The sequence below is a fragment of the Massilia sp. S19_KUP03_FR1 genome (assembly GCF_036688685.1).
In the GTDB taxonomy this organism is placed as follows: Bacteria; Pseudomonadota; Gammaproteobacteria; order Burkholderiales; family Burkholderiaceae_D; genus JALYUM01.
On sequence record NZ_JAQQPS010000037.1, the window covers coordinates 1 to 21,984 of the forward strand.

13 protein-coding genes and 1 pseudogene are annotated in these 21,984 nt (G+C 65.9%); 3 read left to right on the forward strand and 11 right to left on the reverse strand.

Annotated features, from left to right (window positions below; genetic code table 11):
* Window positions 1–71 precede the first annotated feature (71 nt).
* Window positions 72–1,121 (reverse strand): alpha/beta fold hydrolase, encoded by a 1,050-nt coding sequence (locus tag V6M87_RS25855; RefSeq protein ID WP_442920643.1) that lies wholly within the window; start codon window positions 1,119–1,121, stop codon window positions 72–74.
* A 65-nt stretch (window positions 1,122–1,186) separates the two neighbouring features.
* Window positions 1,187–1,352, reverse strand: a pseudogene (locus tag V6M87_RS27315) (IS66 family transposase); the annotation flags it as partial.
* A gap of 226 nt (window positions 1,353–1,578) precedes the next feature.
* Here V6M87_RS27315 and V6M87_RS25860 point away from each other — a divergent pair.
* A complete protein-coding gene (locus V6M87_RS25860) occupies window positions 1,579–1,977 on the forward strand; it encodes a hypothetical protein (RefSeq protein WP_332879552.1) in 399 nt (132 codons plus the stop codon).
* Window positions 1,896–2,123 (forward strand): hypothetical protein, encoded by a 228-nt coding sequence (locus V6M87_RS25865; RefSeq protein WP_332879573.1) that lies wholly within the window; start codon window positions 1,896–1,898, stop codon window positions 2,121–2,123. The genes V6M87_RS25860 and V6M87_RS25865 overlap by 82 nt, the downstream gene beginning before the upstream one ends.
* Here the strand turns inward: V6M87_RS25865 and V6M87_RS25870 are convergent.
* The 9 genes from V6M87_RS25870 to V6M87_RS25910 all read right to left on the reverse strand — a co-directional run bounded on the left by V6M87_RS25870 (window position 2,095) and on the right by V6M87_RS25910 (window position 20,370).
* Window positions 2,095–2,949 (reverse strand): PoNe immunity protein domain-containing protein, encoded by an 855-nt coding sequence (locus V6M87_RS25870; RefSeq protein WP_332879553.1) that lies wholly within the window; start codon window positions 2,947–2,949, stop codon window positions 2,095–2,097. The genes V6M87_RS25865 and V6M87_RS25870 overlap by 29 nt on opposite strands.
* A gap of 208 nt (window positions 2,950–3,157) precedes the next feature.
* Window positions 3,158–4,165 carry an acetamidase/formamidase family protein gene (locus tag V6M87_RS25875; RefSeq protein WP_332879574.1) on the reverse strand — a complete coding sequence of 336 codons (1,008 nt, stop codon included), beginning with the start codon at window positions 4,163–4,165 and terminating at the stop codon, window positions 3,158–3,160.
* Window positions 4,165–5,238 (reverse strand): alpha/beta fold hydrolase, encoded by a 1,074-nt coding sequence (locus tag V6M87_RS25880; protein WP_332879554.1) that lies wholly within the window; start codon window positions 5,236–5,238, stop codon window positions 4,165–4,167. The genes V6M87_RS25875 and V6M87_RS25880 overlap by 1 nt, the downstream gene beginning before the upstream one ends.
* 33 nt (window positions 5,239–5,271) lie before the next feature.
* Window positions 5,272–6,549, reverse strand: coding sequence for an Nramp family divalent metal transporter (locus V6M87_RS25885; RefSeq protein ID WP_332879555.1), 1,278 nt, complete (start codon window positions 6,547–6,549; stop codon window positions 5,272–5,274).
* Window positions 6,550–6,622: 73 nt separating this feature from the next.
* Complete coding sequence (locus tag V6M87_RS25890; protein WP_332879556.1) at window positions 6,623–7,885, reverse strand: glycosyltransferase family 9 protein; 1,263 nt, start codon at window positions 7,883–7,885, stop codon at window positions 6,623–6,625.
* A gap of 709 nt (window positions 7,886–8,594) precedes the next feature.
* Complete coding sequence (locus V6M87_RS25895) at window positions 8,595–12,758, reverse strand: hypothetical protein (protein WP_332879557.1); 4,164 nt, start codon at window positions 12,756–12,758, stop codon at window positions 8,595–8,597.
* Window positions 12,759–12,760: 2 nt separating this feature from the next.
* Window positions 12,761–16,105, reverse strand: a complete 3,345-nt coding sequence (locus V6M87_RS25900; protein WP_332879558.1) for a hypothetical protein — start codon at window positions 16,103–16,105, stop codon at window positions 12,761–12,763.
* The gene (locus V6M87_RS25905) at window positions 16,102–18,606 is read right to left on the reverse strand and encodes a hypothetical protein (RefSeq protein ID WP_332879559.1); all 2,505 of its coding nucleotides are present in this window, start codon (window positions 18,604–18,606) and stop codon (window positions 16,102–16,104) included. The genes V6M87_RS25900 and V6M87_RS25905 overlap by 4 nt, the downstream gene beginning before the upstream one ends.
* Window positions 18,607–18,636: 30 nt before the next feature.
* Window positions 18,637–20,370, reverse strand: coding sequence for a hypothetical protein (locus V6M87_RS25910; RefSeq protein WP_332879560.1), 1,734 nt, complete (start codon window positions 20,368–20,370; stop codon window positions 18,637–18,639).
* A gap of 514 nt (window positions 20,371–20,884) precedes the next feature.
* On the opposite strand from V6M87_RS25910, the gene V6M87_RS25915 reads away from it, so the two are divergent.
* A complete protein-coding gene (locus tag V6M87_RS25915) occupies window positions 20,885–21,616 on the forward strand; it encodes a response regulator transcription factor (protein ID WP_332879561.1) in 732 nt (243 codons plus the stop codon).
* Window positions 21,617–21,984 lie beyond the last annotated feature (368 nt).

A 21,984-nucleotide genomic window follows, 5' to 3' on the forward strand; every position in this document is an offset into this window, starting at 1 on the left:
CATGGCGATTCTCCGGCGATGCGTGGTCGAGGTTGGACCTCAGCCGGAGAAATTCGTTCACTCTTCAATATTTAACGGGTACAGCGCCATTTTTTTAGCCTGCATCCCGGCCTGTCAAAGAGGGCCGCCAGGCCGCATGTGGACGAGTACATTGCATAGGCATGATGGCCGACGTTTGGCACTTTCATTAAACGATGATTCGAGTGGCCCTGCGCGGAGAAGTCGATATATTTGGCATAAGCCAGTCCGCGATCATAACGCGTTGCCCCCTGAATTTTGTAGGGACAGGACATACCCAGCGCATCGGCAATCGGATCGTTATCTGCAGTGCCAAGAAGATAAACAACATCGCGCGCCAGGTAGGCTTTTTCGAGCTTATCTACCGACACCGGTTGTGCCACATATGCCGGGAGTTTGCCCAACCAACCCATATTCCAGTTGCTGAACCCGGGACAGTTTTTCGCATCAACAACGGCGAAAGATCCATCGGACTGCATCCGTTTATCGGTGAAATACAGATAAGTCGCAGGATTCGCTACCACATAGCGCACGTGGATGTCAGCCGCGGAAAGCGCGTCCGCTCCATGCCCGACAACCGCATAACGCTGAACAAATTGTCCTCCTGCTGAGTGCCCGGCAAGTACGATGATCTTCAAATTTGGAAATTTTCTTCGATCAGTGAGACGCTGAATAATGCTGTCTATCACGTCGAACGAGCTGACGGGAGCTGGCGCCTGTGCATCGTAGCCTTGCTTCCACCCATCGAGATCCCAGCGCAATGTGGCAGCCGGTAGCTGATGCCCTGTTACATCAGCCTGAATCAGAAATTGCGGCGTAATAAAGATGGTATCCAGTGCAGCCTTGCCTGCGTGCTTGCTTACATACTCGTCGGCGTCCAGATCGCGTCTCGGCCAGCCATGGACGAGGATGATCGCGCGCGTCACATCAACCTGTCGTATTGTCCAGTCTCGCGATATATGAACAGGCACGTCCCCTTTTCCGGTTGAAGTCTGTATCGTCAATCTGCTATCCAATACGACAGGCACCGACGTTTTTACTAAATCAAGCTCGACCGCAACCGCATGCGGATTCGCAGCAATAAAAATAAACAGCGCAAACATGGTCGGTTTTAATAGTAAGCGCATTTTCAGGCAAGCCATTGCGTAACAGCGTAAGTAAGCCTCACGACACGCTGCAGCACATCCACCAGATAATCGTCCGGGTTGATGTGGTGCGGCCAGCAGGCTTTGCACAATGCCGATGTACCTGCCGCCCAGGTCAGTCCAGCTGAACAGCCAGTTCCGGGTACCCATTGCACGCAATGCCACTGTCGGGTGGACTACTTTAACGGCGGATTGCTGGTGGGTTTGCATATCGATATTATAAAATTATAAGGACCAGACGGGCGTATTTTGGATGTTATCCGCCCGCTTGCTTATGGCGCCGACGCAGCTTTCTGGCTTGGGCCCTTTGCGCCACGAACACGCACGCCAACACGCGCGCACCGGGCGCTGGCGAACAGACTTGTTGGGGCGCCGGTTGCATAGTCGCGCCACGCCCACCTATTTTTGTGACCGTATGCCGCCTGCCTCGACGCCTGAATTCGTCTACTTGCCGCAGGACGGCGAGATGGTCAGCTTGCTGCGCGCCACGGACTGGTCCGCCACCTCGCTCGGCGCGCCATCCAGCTGGCCGGATATCTGGTCCACCATCGGCCCGATGGTGGACCAGGGCGGGCTGGGGATCGGCTTGGCACTGGTGAAACACCTGGTCGAGCTGCTCGGCGGCGCCGTGAGCGCGACCAGCGAAGGACCGAGACGCGGCAGTCTGTTTGCCACCACCCTGCCGCTCGACAGCAGCGGCAGGCCTTCGTCGCCTGCCTGCTCGACATCGGCCTGCCCGATTTCAACGGCAACGAGCTGGCGCGGTGCCTGCGCGCCCTGCCCGCCATCCAGCATGCACTGCTGGTGGCGGTGACCGGCTACGGCCAGCCGTCCGACCGACCGGCGACGCAGGAGGCCGGGTTCGACCACCATTTCGTGAAACCGGTCGACAGCGCCCGGCTGATTGGCCTGCTGGCCAGCCACGACGAACTCAGGATATCAGGCTGCGCAGGCGACTGAGCAGCGAGCTTTGCTGGCTCCAGATGGCCACGTGCTCCGATTCCGGGTGCAGCAGCGCGCCGGGATAATGTTCTTCGGCCAGGCACAGACTGTCGTCGAGGTCGAACATTTTCGCGACCACCGCCGCTTCGATGCACCAACGGCCAAAATAACTGCCCTTGTCGAGCGGGTGGCGCGCCGGGTCGCCATACACGTGCCACCACAGTTCATCGCCGGATTTGCGCGCCAGTTCGGCGTACCAGTGCTGCACGAATGCGGCCAGCAGGGGCGCCTGCTGCGAGCGCGGGGCGTCGATGGTGAGCATCAGCCTTGCGTACGGTTTCGGATGCAGGATGTCGCTGCCGATTTTGCGTCCGCCCTGGCGCGTGGCCAGCACCGAGTCGAGCAGCCGGTCACGCCCGATGTTGCCGATCAAATTGAGCAGCCGGTTCCATTGCTCGTCCGGCACGTCCAGCAGCAGCGCCAGGCCTGCGACCCAGAAACACCAGTTGTAGTAATTCAGGTTATGCAGCGAAAACAGCCACTCCCGGCTGTCGCGCTTGCCGCCGGCGCGCTGCCACTCGAGCGCGCGCAGATTGGCGTGCGCCCACGAGTCGAGCAGGTCCTGGAACGAACCCTGCAGCAGCGCCTCGACCGGGTCGCCGCGCGAATAGCGCAGCATGATCAGCCTGAAGCTGTAGCGACTATGGTTGAACCAGTATTGCGACTCGGTGCCCGGATTTTTGGCGGGAAAACCCATGTTCGACTTGTCCGCTTCGATGCGCTCGCCAAACTTCTTGATCCGTCCATCCCAATACGCGGTATTGCCTAGGGGCGCCCTGTGCATGCCTGTTCCTTCACAGTGATATGACTGGCCGGCGGCCGCAACCCGCTGCCCGCTCCGCCAAACAAGCGGCAGTATAGCGTCGGAAAGTTTCCGTAAATCAATCAACTTGTGAGCAAATGTAGCAAGCCGCTATCCAACGCCGCGCTGCCAATGCGGCGCCTGGCCGCCGGCGTGCTTGGGGATTGGAAGCGTCAGTGAGCGGTTTGCATCAAGGTTTGCCAGCCGGCGTAAAAATCGCTTTCGGACACATCGCGTGCACGCCGACATTCCCGTCGACCAGCTGCGTGATGTTCATGTCCACCGCCACGCTGGCCAGCATGTAAGCGTCATCCCGGCTGAGGTGCTTGTCGGCGACCAGGAAATCGATCATGTCTTTCAGCGCCAGCTCGGTCGCTTCATTCAGGTCCTTGCTGAAGCCCATCGAGATATAGTAATCCGGCGTCTCGGCGCGCGGCCAGCGCAGGTGCCTGTCCTTGTGAACGATGAAGCGAAAACGTCCGCTCAGATACGTCTCCAGCGCCGTGATGTCGACCTCGCCGTTGCCCTGCGCCGCGTGGCCGTCGCCGGCCTGGAACAGCGCGCCCTTCACCGCGACCGGAATGAACAGGGTGGTACCAGCGACCAGTTCCTTGTTATCGAGGTTGCCCGCGTGCGCAAACGGCGGGGCGCTGTCGATCTTGCCCCCGGCCGGCGCCACGCCCATGCTGCCGAAAAAGGGACGCAGCGGGATCTCGATGCCGGGGCCAAAATGGCCGAGCATCTTCTCACGGTCGAGCGCAACGATCTTCCAGCGCGCGTACGGGTATTCCATCGGCAGGAAGCCGCGCCCGACGCCAAAGCCGTTGCAGGCGAAATTCACGTCCAGGTCGACCTTCAGGATCTGCACTTCGAGCACGTCGCCCGGCTCCGCTTCGGCGATCGCCACCGGGCCGGTGAGGATATGCCCGCCCGGGCCCTTGTCGGTGACGGCCTGGTAGATAGCGTCGGTGTAGAGCGGGATGTCGGCGCGCTTGACGCCGCGGCTCATCATCAGTTCGGGCGAACCGCAGGTGGACAGGGTTTGCATGCGCACCGTGTCGCCCGAATGCACCGTCAGCACCGGTGTCGACTGGCCGGAATAGTAGCCCCAGGCGACGGTCGATGGCGTAGCGGGGAGCTTGAACTCGGCCGCATGGAGCGGCAAGGCCACGGTCGCGGCCAGCAGCAGCAAGCGCATCACGGCGCCTTCCTTTCCGATGCCTGCAGCACGCGCTGCAAATACACCTTCCACAGATTGGCCACCGTGTGGCTGCCATGTCCGCGCGTCGCTGGCGAAAACGGCAGAACCACCGCACTGCCCTGCGCCACCCGCTTGATCTCGCGTTCCAGGATGCCCAGCTCGGGCGGATTGATCATGTCGTCGGCCGTGTTCACAGCGATGAGCGGTACGCGGATTTTTTCCAGGTCGGGCAAGGGATCGTAATCCTGTGACGCTTCCAGCTGGTAGAGCAGGTCGGTGGCATCGGTGTCCTTCATGCCCGCCGCCACGTACGCGTCGAGCGCGGTGTCGGTGCCGGCCAGCGTCGGCGCCTGCTGCTGGCGCAGGGCAGGATTGCTGCCCATGAAGTACAGCATCTGCAGGCCAGTGCGCAGGCTTTGCGGCTGGACCCGATATTCGCCGCCCTGCCACTGCGGGTCATTGCGGATGGCGTCGATGACGACACGACGCCAGGCCCGGTTGCGGCCCGCGATCTGGGTCGGCAGGCTGGCCAGCGGCATCAGCGCATCCATGAAACCGGGATAGCGCTCGCCCCAGACCCACGCCTGCATGCCGCCCATCGAGGTGCCCATCACCAGGCGCAGGTGGTGCACGCCGAGCTGCTCGAGGACCTGGTGCTGGGCATCGACCATGTCGCGGTAGCCGTAGTGGGGAAAGCGCGCGTGCAGGCCGTCGCTCGGTTTGCTGGACTGACCGTGGCCGATGCCATCAAGCAGGATGATGTAGTAGCGTTGTGCGTCGAGCAGGCCGCCCGGGCCGAACAGTTCGCCCGCGAAGTCGGGCCGCAGGAACTGGGCGCCGGTGCCGCCGGTGCCGTGCGTGATCAACACGGCGTTCGTGACCACGCCGCGGCTGTCGCGCTGTGGTGTGCCCAAGGTGCGGTAGTGGATGCGCAGTGCGGGCAGTTTTTCGCCGGAGGCAAAGGCGAAGTTGCGCAGCGTGGCGTCGCCTTGCAGCGGTACGGGGTAGTCGGCAGCGTGGGCCGCACCCATCGCCAGCGTGAACATCAGGGAGAACAGGACTGGTCGCATGGGGCCTCGCGTGAACAATGTGGACCGAGTCTATCAGGCGATGGTGAACATCGCCACCACGGCGATGGTCATCACCGCGGTACACAACCAGCCCAGCAGCTTGAGGCGGGGCGAGATGATCAGAGCGCCCATGATGTCGGGCCGCGCGGCCATCAGCATCATCACGGCCATGATCGGAATCGACACCACGCCATTGATCACGGCGCTCCAGTACAGCGCCTTGATCGGGTCGATCGGCGCATAGATCAGGGCGATGCCGAGCAGGGTCGCCAGCACGATGATCGCGTAGAAGCGCGGCGCCAGCGCCGGCTTGTCTTCCAGGCTGTTGGGCCATTCGAAGGTACCGGCCATGGCATACGCCGCGGAGCCGGCCAGTACCGGAATGGCCAGCATGCCGGTGCCGATGATGCCCAGGCTGAACAGGAAGAAGGCGAACTCACCGGCGATCGGGCGCAGTGCTTCGGCCGCCTGCGCCGACGAGGCGATGTCCGTAACGCCGTGCTGGTGCAGGGTCACGGCCACCGTCAGCATGATGGCGAAGGCGACCAGGTTGGAAAACCCCATGCCGAACCAGGTATCGGTCTTGATGCGATCGAGGCTGGCGCGGGCCAACTCCGGCGCATATTTGAGTGCACGCGCGCCGGGCCGGGCATGCAGGTCTTCGACTTCCTGCGACGCCTGCCAGAAGAACAGGTAGGGACTGATGGTGGTGCCGAACACGGCGACGATGGTGGTGATGTACTCGGGCTTCCACGGCAGGCGCGGGAACACCAGCAGGCCCGCGGCCACGCCGGCCCACGGCACCTGCACCACGAACACGGTCGCCACATAGGCCAGCAAGGCGAGGGTCAGCCATTTCAGGATACGCACGTAGCGCGTGTAGGGAATGAGCACTTGCAGCGCCGCCGACAGCACGCCGAAGCCAACCGCGTACCAGTGCGCCGGGCCGCCCAGCACCAGCTTGAGCGCGTCGCCCATGGCGGCGATATCGGCAGCGATGTTGACGATATTTGCCACCAGCAGCAGGCCGACGATGAAGTACAGCAGCGGCTTCGGATAGTGGCGCCGCATATTGGTGGCCAGGCCGTGGCCGGTCACCAGGCCTATGCGGGCGCTGACGACCTGGATGCCCACCATCAGCGGGTAGGTGAACAACACCGTCCACAGCAGGCCGAAACCGAACTGCGCGCCGGCCTGCGAGTAGGTCGCGATGCCGCTGGGGTCGTCGTCGGCGGCGCCGGTGATCAGGCCGGGGCCCAGTTTGGACAGCCATGAGGCGGGTTTTGCCGCGGGCGGCACAGGCTGGTCCATGGGGGTGCTTTCTTGCTCGATGCATGCGGGGCGCGGGACGCGCACCTGATCATGGTGGCGCCCGCGCCCCCTGTCAAGGCGTCCTGCCGCTAGCGCGCAAGCGCGCTGCGGACCGCCCAGACGCGCCGGCCCGGAGGCGCTGTTTTTGCAGCACCGCCATGACATCGGCCACCGTCAGCCGGGCGATGCAGTCGTCGCGCCGGGCCACCGTGATGACGGTGCTGGCGCGCGTATCGATCGGCGCCCACTCGGGGTTCTTCTGGCGCATCAGCGCCACCACCGGCACGTGCAACGCATTGGCCAGGTGCATGACGGCCGTCTCCACCGAAATGATCAGCCGGCACCGGCGCAGCACGGCGGGCAACTGGAAGAAATTTTCTTCCGCGCTGAAAAAACGGATGCCGGACAGGTCGCGCCCTGCAAACAAATGTTTGACCCGCGCCAGCTCTTCCGGCACGACGTTGATGATGAACGACGCACCCTCCCAGCCGCCGCTGTTGCGCATGGCCTTGATCAGGGTAATCAGGCGCTCCACCGGCCAGTTCCGTTCCGGCGACTTGGAGAAGGAATTGAGGAAGATGACATCGCGCCCGCCATCGAAGCCCCACTGCGCGAACTGCTCGCTGGCGTAGGCCATCCAGCGCTCGGGTATCGTCAGCACCGGATAGCGCGCCGCCGCTGAAATATGGATGCCGAACAGGAGCGTGAACCAGCCTGCGTAAATCTCGCTGATGTGCTGGCCGGGGTGGGTAGCGGCGGAATAGGCCGGGATGGCGGCGTCGAGTTTGCGATAAATAAGGCGCTTCGGGATATCGTAAAACCGCACGCGCTTCTTTTGACCCGCCACGAAGCCGTGCGGGCTGATACGACGCGCCAGCAAGGCATATTTGTGCCGCTCCAGTGTCGCCAGCGAGACGACGATCGGATACGCCTCGCGCTGCGCCTCGTCGATCGACTCTTCATACAGCGCGGGGCTGTAGGTGCGGGCATAGACTTTGGTAAAGCAGGTCGATTCGGCCAGCCAGTCGTACAAGGCATATTTCTGCAAATGAGCCCATTGCGCCGCATCGTTGGTGCGGCGCCGCTCGTCGACCCACAGGTGCATCTCAATGTGCGGAAAGGCCCGGGCGAACGCGCGGAAACAGCTTTGCAGGTAGGTGAAGTCGCCTAATGCCAGGTGGGCGATGAACAGGATTTTTCCGGATGTGCGCAGCATGGCGGCGTCGATCAGCTGTCCACCCGGGCGCGCGCTGAGGCGCACGCCGGGAATGACATCGGCAATCGACCAGTCGCGCGCCGCGCGGTATTCCGACAGTTCTTCGCTACTTGATTTCATCGCTAGCCTTATAAACGGTTCAGCTGCTTGTTCAACAAAAGATGCCCGCCTTGTCCGCACCATCACAGGCGTGACGAAGCCGCGCGGGCTGGCGCACAAGGTCGACCGTTGGTGGGGTTGGCAGTGACTTCGGGACGGACTGGCGCGATCATGCGCGCCCGCTGGCGTCATCAACAATCTTACGACACCAAATTGTGCATTCCGGTTAATCCATGTAAATCCAGGAAAAGCCGTTTGCGCTGGCACTGCATGGCGCAGTCTTGCGCCCGAACACGCTCAGTCCGGCATCGGCCACCAGACTTCAAGTGCTCCCTAATTGGCAAAAAATTGTTCGAACTGGCGCCATGCCCAACCCGGTACCTTCGCCGGAATCGCGTCAACTGCACCCGCAATCCGAACGGCGACCAGTGCATCCGTTTTATGCGCGTGCGGATTTGCACGCCAGCCGACGGCGTGTCCCTGCAGAGACATTGGGCTCCCACACGGGCTACACCCGGCGCGGGAACGGCCCCGAGGCCCGGGAACGCCTGGGCGGCTGTTCAGCGTCAGCCCGCACTTCGACGCGAGGTTGACCAGCAGGCGCACGCCGCCAGGTTCGTCGCGCTGCCGTCCAAGGCGGCACAAGCAATTTATTCGATGGGCGTGCTCATGCTGCCACCCTGAACTGGTGAGACCGACCGCTTAACGCCCCCGGCCAATCTGTGCTCGCTCACTTCGCCATGTCCACCACCTGCCCATCGAGGTCGATGGTGGCCACCCGCGCCGCGCCCAGCGCGAGATGCGCCGGCAAGGCGACGCCGCTCTCGCGCGTCCATTCGAACAAACTCTGCTCCGCCGGCGTGCCATCGGGGCGCGCGGGCGCCCTGTAAAACGCGTGTTCTTCGCCAAATGCGAGGAGCTTGCCATCGGCATCGAACACGCCGGCCAGGCGGATGCCCCCGGCCGGGAACAGCGTGCGCGCCTCGGTCAGCCCCGCCGCCGTACGCAGGGTGATGGCCAGCGCCTGCCAACGCGATCGCGCGGGCAGGCGCAGGCGAATGACGCTGGTGCCGCCAGCGCCGGGGGCCAGCGTCATCCACGCGCTGGCGCCGACAGCGGCCCAGTTCCCCTCCCCGTTCAGCCATGCCAGGCCGGGCGCCGAATCACTGATTTGCACCGCGCTCCACTGGGCAGGCACGCTGCACAACAACACGCCATCGCCCAGCGCGGCCAGTCCGGCCCCCTGCAGGTTCACCGTCTCGGTGCGCCAGGCCAGCCATTCGCCATCGATCGCCAGCGCTGCCCCATGCTGGCGCGCCGGCATTGCCAGCGGTGCAGAGGCGACCTGCGCGCTGGTGCCGACCGGGCCATAGGCGGCCAGCTTGTGCTGCACGCCAACCCGGATGCCACTGGCGCGCACCGTCAGCCCGGTGGGACCGGCGTTGTCGAAGCCCGGGTGCCCGCTGTCGGCCACCAGGTTGACGCCACCCGCGGCGGGCGGCAGGTCATGCTTGAAGGCGACCTGCAAAGAATAACTCGCATGGTTAGCGCTGCTGGTATGCGGCACCTGCTCCGTGGCGGGCAACTGGTCGACGGGATATTCGGCACCGGGCGCGAGCGGCCAGCCGAACCAGGCCACCGAGGCACCCCGGTTCTGCAGCGGTGACGCCACCACCAGCCAGGCGACGTCGCCGGCGCCAGTGACCAGTGGTGGCACTTCAAGCACGGCTTCGCGGGTCCAGCCCATGCGCCATAACCGCTGCACGGCTTGCTGCTGCGCTGTCGTGCGGCGCAGGTCGGCATCGGCAATGTCGGGCAGCGGCCATTCGGCGATCAGGCGCGGCCCCGGATTGAACAGCCAAAGGCGCAGCGGGTCTTGCACCGGAGCGTCCTCCGGTGCCAGCACGCCCGTCGGCGGCACCCGCACGGGCGATGGCACCCACAGCGGGATGCCCGCATCCGGGCCCAGGTTGCCGACCAGCGTGGCCGCGTAACACTGCGCCCAGTCCAGCAACGGGACCGTGAACAGTTGCATCGCCAGTCCCGTCTTCGGCGGCGCCGGCGGCCCGCTGCGCAGCGCACCGGCTGCGGTCCAGGTAGCCGATGAGGGCGCCGGCAGGGCGCGATCGGTGTTGAAGCACGGGATAACGTCGCGATCGCACAGGAACCACGCCGGCACGATACGCGCTTCTTCGGTGGGATTGAGCGTGGCAGCGACAACCTTGTCGAGGTCGGCACTGCGGATGCGCAGGAAGCCGGCCAGCGAATAGATGGCCGGCATGGTGTCGAACAGCAGCCGGTACAACTTGCGCCGGTCCGGTTCCCACGGATTGGCAAGGCGCCTGGCCTCGGTCACGCTATTGGTGCGCAACATCGCGATATCGGCCGACAGGTCGAGTCCCTCTCCGGTCAGCGCGGCATCCTGCAGCGCGCAGATCGAGGTCAGGCCGGTCGAACTTTGCAGCAAGCGGTAGTGGCAAATGACGCGCAGCGTCGTCGCCATCGGCGCCTGCACCGCATCCCAGAAATACAGCTCCACCGCTTGCTTGTCTCTGAGCTGGCGCGCCAGCGTGCCGTTGTATTCCACTGAGCGCAGCAGGACGTCGCCGGTGCGCTCGAACCGCTCGGTGACGTGAAATTGCGGGTCGCCTGCCGCCATGCCCTTCTTGTTCCAGCCAAACGCTGCCGTCGCGCCCCACCCGAGCATCCCGCGCACGACGACCAGCCGTCCGCCCCGGCGCTCGAGTTCGAGATAGATTCGGTTGAGCGTCGCGGTGGCGACCGCTGGCGCCAGGGCCGCCTTGACAACCCAGGTGCGCGCATCGGCCAGCACGATCCGGTTCACGCCATGCTGACCCGCCAGCGCAATCTCTACCTTGGCGGCGCCGGCCAGCAAGGTAAACGTGCTCTCGCCGTGCTCGATCCGCTCGACCAGCTGCAATTGCGCCAGCCCCCATCGCTTTTGCACAGGCTCGTCGTCTGCCAGGCTGGCCTGCGTCAGCACGATGACCGGGTCGGCCAAGGCCTGCAAGGCGCTCGCGCTGCCATCGGCCACCATGGCTGGCAGTGGTGCCAACGAGTCGTCGCTGAGCCTGACCCAGCGGGTCGCGGCGTATTCCCCCCCTGCGACACTGCGCAGTTCGCCCCATGCCAGCGCGGGATTTGTGGGCGGCGCGCCCATTGCCGCCATTGCCGCAGGTAACAGGAATTGCACTTCGCTCCAACCAAAACGGGCGCCCGGCCATTCGCTGCGGTGCTCGCTGCGCAGTTCCGGGTGCTTGCCGGCCGGGCGCCACGCCCAGCGCTGCTGCTGCGCCACCTGGTCGGCGCTGTGGACCATGGGCGCCACGTCCGCGCCGGCCGGCGCTGCACCCGGCTGCACGCGGGTGGCATCGAACGACGCCGGTGCACCATCGCTGGCAACGCCGGGCGGCAGCATCCGGTACAGCGCGCGCAGCACGGCGGGTTCGCCGGTATCGCCGCCAACCGCCGGCGACCATTGCTCGCGCGCGAGGCCCGGGCCGGGATCGAAACTGGCCAGTGGACCGAAGCTGAACGCCTCGGGTGCAATCTTGCTGAAGCCACCGCGCGGCTCCAGCAACATGCCACTATGCGCCCGCAACACGAAAGCATGGGCCGCGCCGTCCGCCTGCAGCGGGATCAAGGTGCGCAGCGGCGAGATTCCGGGTGCATCGTTGCGCGCCGCTTCCGGTGGCAATACCCAGTTACTGGCGCCAGTGAAGTGCGTCAGCGTGGCCGTGTGCTCTGCGTCGCATGTCAGCACAATGTCTTCATTGCATGCGAGTTGCCACGGGCTGGCGGCGGCGCCGCACAGGTGCAGCGGCACCAGTTGCAGGGATGCCGCACGCGCCATGGCCGCGGCACCGGGTGGGAGCTGCGCCGCGTCCAGGCTACGCCCGTCGACCGCCATGCCGTCGAGAACCAGCACCAGCGCAGGGGCGTCGATGGCGAGTGTGAGTAGCAGCTGACCATCCACCTTGCGCACTGAAAAGGTCTTGCGGCCGCTCTGGTCGAGCATCAGGCGCGCATGGCCTGCGGCGCCTAGCTGAGGAAACCAGCCGCGCACATCGACATGCCGGCTTTCGCCGAAAAACCGATACGGTGCGCGCGCCACATCGTCCTGCTGTACGCGCAGCAGGCCGGTGCTGGTCGGCAGCCACAACGGGGAGGCGCGCTCCCAGGCGCCATCGATTTTTTCATCGAGCAGCAGCGCAACCGGCATCGCGAGCGTCACGTCCGGCGCCGCGTCCTGGCCAAGCGTCATGGCCAGCACGAGTTGGCCGGCAGCGGGCGCCACGCCGGGCTCCTCGAACGAGAGAACGTCGTCGGCCAGGGTGACGCTGGTCGGGCGCAACGCAATTGGCTCGACCAGGCCGGGCAGCGCCAGCTCACCCGACACCGCCACCGACCAGTGCTGCGCATCGAATGCCGCGCCAGCCCAGGCATTGCCTTGCCCCAGGACGGGGCAGTCGTCGACTTGCAACGGGGCGCCGTCCAGCATGGGCAGAAAGTCCGCCAGCGCCTGGGACAGCAGCGTTTGCCCGACCATCGTGCCGCCCGACAGCCACTGGCCTGCAACAAAGCTGGCGGCTGACCCGTCGACGCCGCGCGTGACGATGCCATCGACCCAGTCGCCATACACGCTGGCGCTTTCATGCCCATCGGTCACGAAATTACAGAGTGCCGCCACGCGCCCGTCGGCAATGTACATCCGGTCGAACTGGCGCGGCTGGCCATCGAACCAGGGAATGGTTGCCTTGTCGCGGAGCAATCCTTCCGCGTGGCCGGCGGCAGCCAACGCCTGTGCGCTGGGATCTGACTTGGCCTGTGCAGCACTAAAGTCAGCAACGGGCAATGTGTTCTCGTCGGGCATGATTATTTACTCCAGTTAATAGGATCGAGGGCAAGCCCGTTGCAGCGCCACCGCGCAACGATCTGTTGAGGCAGGCTTTGCGCATCTTTCAGCACGATGCGCAGGTCGCCGCCCGGCGAGATGGACGGTGTCACGGGGAGCCAGCTGCGTACTTGGCCCCACCCGACCGGGCTGTCGGTCCCGGCAGGTGCGTCCCAGGGCTGGCCGGTGAAGGCATGGCCGCGAAAATGCGCCACCAGCCGGAGCGGCTCGGCAGCGTCGAACTTGAAATACAACAGCAGTTCGGCCTCGGGATCGGGCAAGCGCAGCAGCGCCATGTCGGCGAACGGCGCCAGTGCCGCGCTGGGGATGTGCTGGCGCACGCTGGGTCGACTGGCGCCGCTGTAAAACCAGTCCAGCCTGGCCAGCCCGATGTCGATCTGCTTGTCATTTGCCACTGTCTCCACCTGCAACTTCGGCAAGGTGGCGGGCCGGTGGATGCGCGGGCGCCGCAACGGGCCGATCGTGGCCGGCAGCGCCGACACCACGTCGTCGGCGCTGGCCCCGATGCGGGTCGTTAGCGCCATGCAGGGCGGCTCGTCGTAGACCAGCTCGGCCCAGGTTCCCGGCGCTGCCGTCGCCAGCGTATCGAATTTCATTTGCGGCGCCCGTTCGGCGGGGTCGCCCGGCTTGCCGCCGAACCAGGCGCTCAGGCAGCTTTCGTCGATGCCATCGTAAAGCGTTGGATATAAAAACTGCAGCGTGGCGCGGTCCGGATGCATGCGCAGCACACCCTGGCGGGTCCGGGCCACGCGGTTGTACAACGACTGTCGAAACGCGCCCGGCGCATCGAGGGCAATGACGAAGGCATCGTCGGGCGCATCGAGCACCTGCGCCGGGCAAAAGCGCGCCGTGAACGGCTCGCGCCGCGCGACCACCAGCCGATGCCACTGGCCGTGCGGCGCTGTGCGCTCGGCCATCGCGGTGTCGCGGTCGGCCGGCCCGAGCGTGGCGCGCCGGCCCTGGATCGGCGCGTAGCGTGGTACCGCTTCGACCAGCCATTCCAGTTCGTGGCGCCAGCAATCGGCCAGCCCTTCCCACAGCCACGCCACGCGGCCGAAATCGTCCAGTGCCACTGTATCCTGGGCGCCCGGCTGTTCGCTCAGCCAGTACAAGGCGCGCGGCCGTTCGGCGGCGGCCAGGGCGTCCGTGGGCAGCCAGAACTGGATGGCCCGGCCCAGCAAGTTGCCCAGCTGATCCTTAAAAAAAACCCAGTTGCCAGCCGGCTTCTCGAAGGCCTGCTCCAGGGCGCGCCGTTTTGCCACCGACAGCAGGACCTCGCGCGCCGCGCCGGCGCCGAGCAGCGCCTGCATGGCAGCGAGCACCAGCGCGGCATCGCCATCGCTGGCGGCCAGTGCCCGCACTGTTTTAAGCACGGCATCGCTGCGGTTGGCGCTGGCGACGGCCTGCTCGGCGCCAGGAGCGCCGGCCAGCGTTGCGGCCGCCGCCGCCGGTGCGCTCCGCAGGATGAACTCGCGCGCATCGAGCAGGCCCGGCGTGATGCCCTCAGCGCGCGGTTCCTGCGGCGCCGCAGCGGCCCAGCGCCGCCCCATTTCAATGGGCGCATACACCTTGATCAGGCGCGGTACCGCCTGCACCAGCGCCACCGCATTGAACGGTGTCGGGTCACCCGGTGCGGCCACATCGCGCAGCCACAAGCGGTAGCCGCCAATCAGTTCCGCGTCCGGCGCGCTTCTGGCTGCGGCATGCTGCACCACCACCCGCACGGTCGCCGGTGCGGCCGGATCGCCCTGCACTTCCATGACCCGCGCGGCCCCCTCGCCCAGCCACGCCGGCGCCGGCAGCGGGGCCCAGAATCGTTCGAAATGCGGTACCGCGCGCAGCGCCTCCGGGCTGCTGCCGGCCAGATGCTGGACCAGCACCACCTGAGACGCGGGTGCTTCGAGCGTGCCCGCGATCCTGCGCCGGATGGCAACGAACAGGCGCGTGGCCATGCCCGGCGCCAGCGCCAGCGTGCAGTCGAGGCGCCGGCCGGGCTGGCCATCGACGGTATCGGCGGCTTCGGCCGCATCGGCCAGCGGCACCGGTTCCAGGTTATGGTGCGACAGATTGGGCAGGCCGGCGATGCTGTCGTCGGTGTCGCCTGCCGGCTGGCCGAAGGCGGCGCCGGTGCTGCCCAGGCTGCCCAGCGAGCGCGCCAGCGCCAGCGCAGCGTCGTCGTCGTCGCCATAAAACCCGGTCGCCACCACCGGATAATCCTGGCGGTACAGCACGGCCTCGAGTTCTTCCGGCTCGGGCTGGTCGGCAGCCAAGGCAAACCGGATACTGCAGCGGGCCAGGTTGCCTTCGTCCGGCGGCGCCACCAGCTCGGCCGAGACGCGCAAGGGCGGCGCGGGCTGGTCCAGGCGCTGGCGCTTGAGCAGTACGTGCCCGCTGTGCGTGCAGCGGCCATGGTGGTTGAACAGCCTGACTTCGTAGTTGAGGAGTTCTCCTGCCAGCTGGTCTATCCCGAGCCGGTCGGCAATGCGGAACGGCCGCTCGGCCCAGGCCACGCCGGCAGGCGGCGCGCCACGCAGCGTGTCGACCGAAGACGGAATCAGCACCGGTCCGGAGTCGCTCGACGCACGCTGCGCGACGCCCAGGGTCCGGCGTGACTGGTAAAACGGCGCAAACGGTCCCGCGCCACCCGGCGTCGCGAACAGACTGCCATTCGTGATGCGCTTGCCGTCGTGCTCGAAGTACAGCGTCACACCAGCGGCAGACTGCTGCGCGGTGACGCGCAACCGGGCCGGCCCGGCATCGCCGCCATCGACTTGCGCAGGCGGCGCCTGCGGGCCGGCGCTGGACTCCACGATGAACAGCAGCGCGCCATACGCCACGATGGGGTGGTTGGTGGCGCTGCCACCGAGTGCGGTGATCAGGGCCAGGCACATCTCGTCGTCGCTGGCGTAGTTCTCCATCGCCGGCTGCGCTGGGAAATCGCGGTAGACCTGGTACAGCCGCAGCGGCAGCACCGGGTTCGCCAGCGACTCGTCCATGGCGTTGCCCAGCTCGGCGGCTTTTGCGGCATCGGCCAGCGTCGCCAACGCCGCCCGGCTCGCTTCAAACGGCGCGGCGCCAGCGCTGGTGCCGGCCGCGAGCACCGGCCGCACGCTGTCGCCATCGGCTTCCAGCACGATCTGCCACAGCGACTCCACGCCGGCCGGCAAGGGCGACACCGGCAGGTAGGACCAGGGCGCCGCCGGTCTCAGCTTGCCGTCGGCGTCGACCTCCAGGTGCAGGTTTTCCGGGATGCGCACGCCCAGCCACTGGGTCTTGCGGATGCGCTTGAAATAATATTCGCTCATGCGGGTGCTCCCAACAGGTTGTTGACGTCGGTTTCGACGTTCCGGTAGACGGCGCGGCCGGCCTCCACGGCCGCGCCGTCCGCCACGATATGCAGCGTCAGCCCGGCCGATATGCCCAGCACATTGACGGCGAGCCGGGCACGGCCATCGATACCGATGCTGCCGTCGCTGGCCAGTGCCGCTTCCAGGTCCAGGTCGACATGCAGGCGCATGCTGAAATCCCAGTCCTCGTGCCATGAAATGGTGATGTGGCCGAAGCCGATGCTGATCCGGATCCGGAAGCCGATCTGCACGTGCAGCGCCAGTTCGACCGTGCAGCTGGCGTGGGCCAGGCCGTAGACCAGCAGCCGGCCATCCCGGAAATTGCCCATCAGGGCCAGACTGGCGGAAAAATTCGCGCTGACGCTGCCCGAGAGCGAGGCCGGCCCGATCGACACCGTGCCGGTCGACGCATTGAACCCGGCGGACAGCGCCGAGCGCGCGATCGCGTAGACCTGGCCCCCGGCCGAGCGCAGCACCAGCGACGCCGATCCGGCGACCCGTAGCGGACCGAGCGTCGTATCGACTTCCACGGGACCGAGCGCCAGCGCCATGCCGGCAGGGGCCGCCTCGAAGGCGAGTTGTGCGCGCGGCATCTGCATGCCCAGCAGTTGGGCCGCAGGAATCAGGTTGGTCAGGCTGGAGCGCCCGTCCGGGCGGGTCATGGCCACCACGCGCAGCGACGGCTGCTGGCCGTCGAACATGGCCAGCCCGACGGCGGATGGCTGCTGCTGGAACGGCGCCGAGCGGGCGTCGGCGCGGCTGGTGTAGAGCCACAGCCGGCCGAAGGCGGCAAACTGCATGTCCAGCGTCATCAGCAGCGTCAGGTCGGCCACGTACAGCGACATGGCCCGGTCGCCATGGGTTTGCGACGATTCAGCGAAGATGCGTGCCACCACGCACAGGTCGCCCACGGCATCGGTCCAGCTCTCCTGGCTGAACACGTCCGGCAGGCCGGTTTCAAGTTTGCGCCGCCCCTCGGCCAGCGTCAGCCCGGTGACGCCCGCCACCATGCGGTTGATGCCGGCGCCGAGCTCGATGCGGGTCGCCACCACGCCGGGAAACAGTGCGATGTTCACATCGTCCTGGGCGGCCATGATCGACAGCGCCGGCAGCCAGGCATCTTTGCCGCTCGCGCGCATGCGGCCGATCTGGAACGTCGCTTCGACAGCTGCCAGTGCCGGCGACGATATACGTCCATGGCCGCGCACTGCCTGGACGTTCGGGCCATCGATCTGTACCAGGCTCGCTTGCCCCTTGAAGCCGCCGGGCGCGGCCAGTTCGATCGCCATTGCCGGCTTGCCCAGCGTGATGTCGAGTGCCGGCCCGCCGGCCAGGTTGATGGCAATGCTGGCCACGCTGCCGCTGACCACCGCGCCGCCCGCCTCGAAGCGCAGCGTGACGCCCAGCAGGGTGACGCCGGACTTGCTGAACGCCAGCCGCGGCACGCGCATGTCGAACACCTTGAACGCCTGCAGATGCAAGCCCTCGGGTGGTGAAAAGGCAAACGTCGGCAAGCCGATGTCGGCAAGTTCCAGCTGCACATCGTCAAAACTGACCGCCAGCCCGGTGAACAGGCGGCCGAACCAGGCGTCGGCATCGGCGCCCAGGTCGCGCGGCAAAAAGGTGACCCGCCCCCCGATGCTGACCCTGGTGGCCAGGGCCGCGGCCGGGCCGCTGAACGCCACGGCGACATGCATCTGGTCGAAGCCGAGCATGCCACTCGGGTCGCTCCAGGGCACGTTGTTGGCGATGCGGGTCAGTCCCGTGATGGTCAGCGTATCGCGTGCCAGGTCGGCGCTCACGGCCAGCTGCAAATCGACGCTGGCGCCGCGGAAATAGGCCAGCTCAAACCGGGCTTGCAGTCGCGCTTCCAGCTGCCCGCCGCGCACCACCAGCGTGCCCTCCCGGACATGCAGCGCCAGCTGGTCGATGGTGACATTGCCCGGCACCAGGGCGGCGCTGCATTCCCGCACCCCGGAGGCATCAAGCACCAGGCGCGTGATGTCGAACCGGATACCCGCCATGCCGGGCAGCGCCATGGTTGCCGCGGGCGCGTCATCGGTGCCTTCCAGCGTCAACCGCCACGGGTCCAGCCCGAGCGCCAGCGTGGCCGTGCCGGCGTGGATCGCCAGTCCCGGAAATGGTTCGACATGCTGCACCAGCGTCTGCAGCGCGCTCAGGCCCTGTACCACCCAGGTGTCACCGGGCGCGGGGCGCAGCGCCAGGTCGATGTCGAACGCCGGCCGCCAGCCCTTCAGCGCGCCGATTTGACCGAGCTGCAACTGCGCTTTGAGCATGACCTGCGGCGCGCCCAGGTCGAATGCTTTGTCGGCAAACAGCAGCCGGAAATCCGGCCCGGTCAGTGTGTCGGTGCCGAGGACGCCAGCTGCGACGGCCAGCACCTGGCCGGGAAACAGGTCGGTCGGTTCCGCCAGTTGCGCGAGGATTTTATAAGTCATGGTCAGTCCTGAGTGAAAGGGTGGGAGAATTCAGCGCCGGGCGGGATCGCCTTGCCTGATCCGGTCGGCCTCACGCTGCGACTGGCCCGGTTCCACCGGCACCGACACCGAGCCGGGTGGTTTCGGGTCTTCACCGGGCGGCTTGCCGGTGGCGCGGATTGCGATCACGCGGTTGAGCATGTCGAACCAGAACGGCGCGCCCAGCGACGCTGCCAGTGCGGTCAGGAGCCAGCCAAGTCCGTGCTGCAGCAGCAGAGACCGGGCTGCGGCAAAGGAATCCGGACGTTCCTGTCCATTCTTCCGTTCCGCGGGAGTGCCGCTTTCGACCCAGCCGACCGGCAGTGCCAGCGCCTTCAGGTTTTCCTGCACCGTGTAAAACTGCCCGGGCAGGCTCGGGGCGAGCGCCAGCTTGACGGTATTGGGGGAATCGGACGCGCTGATCGTTGCCGTGGCGGGCGCCTCGACGTCGCCGAGGTTCACATCGACCGTGAAAGGCACCTCGGTGGCACCGCGTAGCACCTTGACCTTGTCCTTGCGCAGCTTCGCCTTGACGGGGTTATCGCTGGTCAGCGTCACGTCGCGCTCCGCGTCCATCGGCGTGACGGCCAGCTTGCCGCTGTATTCCTGGCCGTTGATGACGGTGACGGTGCCCGGGGTCGGCGCGGGATTCTTGAGCGCGAACTGGGTGGCTTGTTCGACGATCGCGTCGCGCGTCCCCGTATTGGTTTGCAGATGCCTGAAGATGAGAATGGTATCGACGTTCATCCCCACGACCAGCAGCGCGGACAGAGGCAGGACGACGGCCTGCACGCGCCGCTTGTACCAGCCGTTGACCCGGTCCATGCCGCTGTTAAACCAGACCTCGATGTTTTCCTTGAGCTTCCCGATGTCGCTGCTGGCGTCGTCGTACAGGGTCAGCAGCGTCTGGCGCAGATCGCCGGCAGGCAATGCCTCGAGCACCTGGCGCACATACCTGGCCGACATCCCATCGATGAACCGTTGCACATCCGCGTAGAAATCCCCCACCGTGTACGGCCCTTGCAGCCGCTTGCCCATCGCGCTCAACTCGTCCTTCAGTACGACAGTCGCGGGGCTGGCCAGCAAGTTCTGGACGGCGGCGCCAAAACGTGTACGCAGTTCGTCGATGCCGGCCTTGGCGTTCACACCATCGGCGACCAACTGCGTCAGCGTGGCCAGCAGCGCCGTCAGCTCGGGCCGGTTGGCGGCCTCCAGTTGCCGGACCCTGGCGTCGACTTCACCCAGCCAGATGAGGGGATTCGGTGGGGTCGCGTCCTGCACGTGGCGCAACAAGTCGCCCGCGATCATGGCCTGCACGCCCCCCTCCTTTTGCAGCGCTGCCGCCTGGTCCGACAGTTGCTTCGAGAGCAACTCCAACGTTGCATCGGCAGTTGACGTGGTATCAAGCACGCGGCGCAGCGCGTTCTGGCACGCGACAACCGGTGCTGCATTTTCCTGGACCAGGCTCATCAAAACATTCGCGAACGAGCGCGACGGCATGTAGGCCGGTCCACGGTTGAGCACGGTCGGTGGCCCTTTGCCGGCGGCACCCGAGATCAGCGGATGGCTGTAGATCTTTGCCATCCACTCTTTTCCGATCAGTTGCGTCAGTCCCCTGCACAGGCAGCGGGCCCGTGAAGACAGGAGCGCCGCCACCATTTCGTTGACGATCGTGACGAGCAGGCTGACCAGTAAAAATACAAAGATCAGGCCGATGGCTGCCTCGAGTATGCTGGAACCGAACATGGATCCTCCTGAATGGTGAACGGCAGGCGCCGGGTCAGGCCCGGGCTGATTCGCGAATCGCTGCAGCCCGCCTTGGCATCGGCACATCGACGACCACCGCGGCCAGCAGCGCTGACAGGTCTGTCAACACGGTCAGGATTGCGTCAAAGCGATCGCTATGTCTGACCAGCTCCTGCAGGTTGTCAATCAGCCGTTTGGTTTTCGATACCTTGCAGCCAAGCCAGTGTTGTTGCTTCGGACATGATGATCTCCTTGATAACGATTGATGGCGTCACGACAGAAGCGCTACCGTCCGGCGCAGGCAAGGCTTTTACAGCGTGGGCCTGCTGGCGGGCCGTGCGAAGCTGGACCAAGTATAGGAAGTTGCGTTGGCGTGCGAAATGCAACGAACGGACTGGCCGAGGGCCACCTGACTAGTAGTCGATGTGCTAACCTTATGGCGCATGTTGGCCAGCCGGCCACGGCCCCGAACCGACGGTCGCGGTTGCAGTGGCGGTAAGCGAAGGAGCATCTCGTGCGCGTGTTGATAGTCGATGACCACAAACTGTTCACGGACAGCCTGAAGATGGCGCTCGACCGTCTGCAGGCCGGAAACCAGCTGTACGAAGCGCAAAGCCGCGAGGAAGCGCTCGACTACGCCCGGGCGGGCGCATGCTTCGACATGATCCTGCTCGACCTGCACATGCCGGGCAACGATGGCATGGACAACCTGCTGGCGCTGCGCGAAGCATTCGACACGGCCTGCATCGTGGTCGTCTCAGGCGAAACCGATCCCCGCATCATTTTGCAGACGATCGAGCATGGCGCAGCCGGGTATGTGTCCAAGGCATCCGATGTGCAGTCGCTGCTCGATGCCCTCGACACGGTCCTGCGCGGCGGCGTCTGCCTGCCGGGCAAGCTCTTGCGCGCACCGTTCCAGCGAACCGCCGCGCCGGCCGTGCGCCCGCCCGCGCCCGATGCGGCGCCCCCGGGCGCGCCATCGTCCGACGCCCTGCGCACGCTCTCGGTGCGCCAGCGGGAAGCGCTGTTCAGCGCCATCCGTGGCCAGAGCAACAAGGTCATTGCGCGCGAAATGCAGGTGGCCGAAAGCACCGTCAAGCATCACCTGGCCATTGCGTTCAAGGTGCTCGGCGTGGGCAATCGCACCGCGGCAGTGTACGAAGCGAACCGCCTGAAACTGTTTCCGGACACGAGCGGCCTCAGCTGCGATACGCCGGCGCCGGTCGAGAATCGCAACGCCTGCTGACGCCTCAACCTTCGCGTACGAACGCCGGGACAACCGTCCATTGTGCATCGACCAGCTCGGTCGTGACGAGCGCGAAGCCGTCGCCGTCGTGGTACGTCACCTCCACGCTGCAATGGAACCGGCCGGCGCTGCTGTCTTCCGGGTCGGGGAAGTCGAACTGATCGCCGTTGTCGGCCAGCGGATGAAGGGTAGCGGGCGTCGTTCAGGGCTTGTTTCATGACGTCGATGGCGACCGGCTTGTGCAGCCGGTCCGGCGCGGTGTCGCCGCTGATCAGGATGGCGGCAAGACCGGGATAGAGCTGGCGCAGCGCCGCCGCCGTGGCCAGGCCGCTGTCGCCGTCGCGCAGGCGGTAATCGACCAGCAACAG

Coding starts and splice junctions, on each gene's coding strand:
- V6M87_RS25905 (WP_332879559.1), bottom strand. CDS start 18,606: ATGACTTATAAAATCCTCGCGCAACTGGCGGAACCGACCGACCTGTTT.
- V6M87_RS25895 (WP_332879557.1), bottom strand. CDS start 12,758: ATGCCCGACGAGAACACATTGCCCGTTGCTGACTTTAGTGCTGCACAG.
- V6M87_RS25910 (WP_332879560.1), bottom strand. CDS start 20,370: ATGTTCGGTTCCAGCATACTCGAGGCAGCCATCGGCCTGATCTTTGTA.
- V6M87_RS25875 (WP_332879574.1), bottom strand. CDS start 4,165: ATGCGCTTGCTGCTGCTGGCCGCGACCGTGGCCTTGCCGCTCCATGCG.
- V6M87_RS25880 (WP_332879554.1), bottom strand. CDS start 5,238: ATGCGACCAGTCCTGTTCTCCCTGATGTTCACGCTGGCGATGGGTGCG.
- V6M87_RS25855 (WP_442920643.1), bottom strand. CDS start 1,121: ATGTTTGCGCTGTTTATTTTTATTGCTGCGAATCCGCATGCGGTTGCG.
- V6M87_RS25870 (WP_332879553.1), bottom strand. CDS start 2,949: ATGCACAGGGCGCCCCTAGGCAATACCGCGTATTGGGATGGACGGATC.
- V6M87_RS25890 (WP_332879556.1), bottom strand. CDS start 7,885: ATGAAATCAAGTAGCGAAGAACTGTCGGAATACCGCGCGGCGCGCGAC.
- V6M87_RS25885 (WP_332879555.1), bottom strand. CDS start 6,549: ATGGACCAGCCTGTGCCGCCCGCGGCAAAACCCGCCTCATGGCTGTCC.
- V6M87_RS25900 (WP_332879558.1), bottom strand. CDS start 16,105: ATGAGCGAATATTATTTCAAGCGCATCCGCAAGACCCAGTGGCTGGGC.
- V6M87_RS25860 (WP_332879552.1), top strand. CDS start 1,579: ATGCCGCCTGCCTCGACGCCTGAATTCGTCTACTTGCCGCAGGACGGC.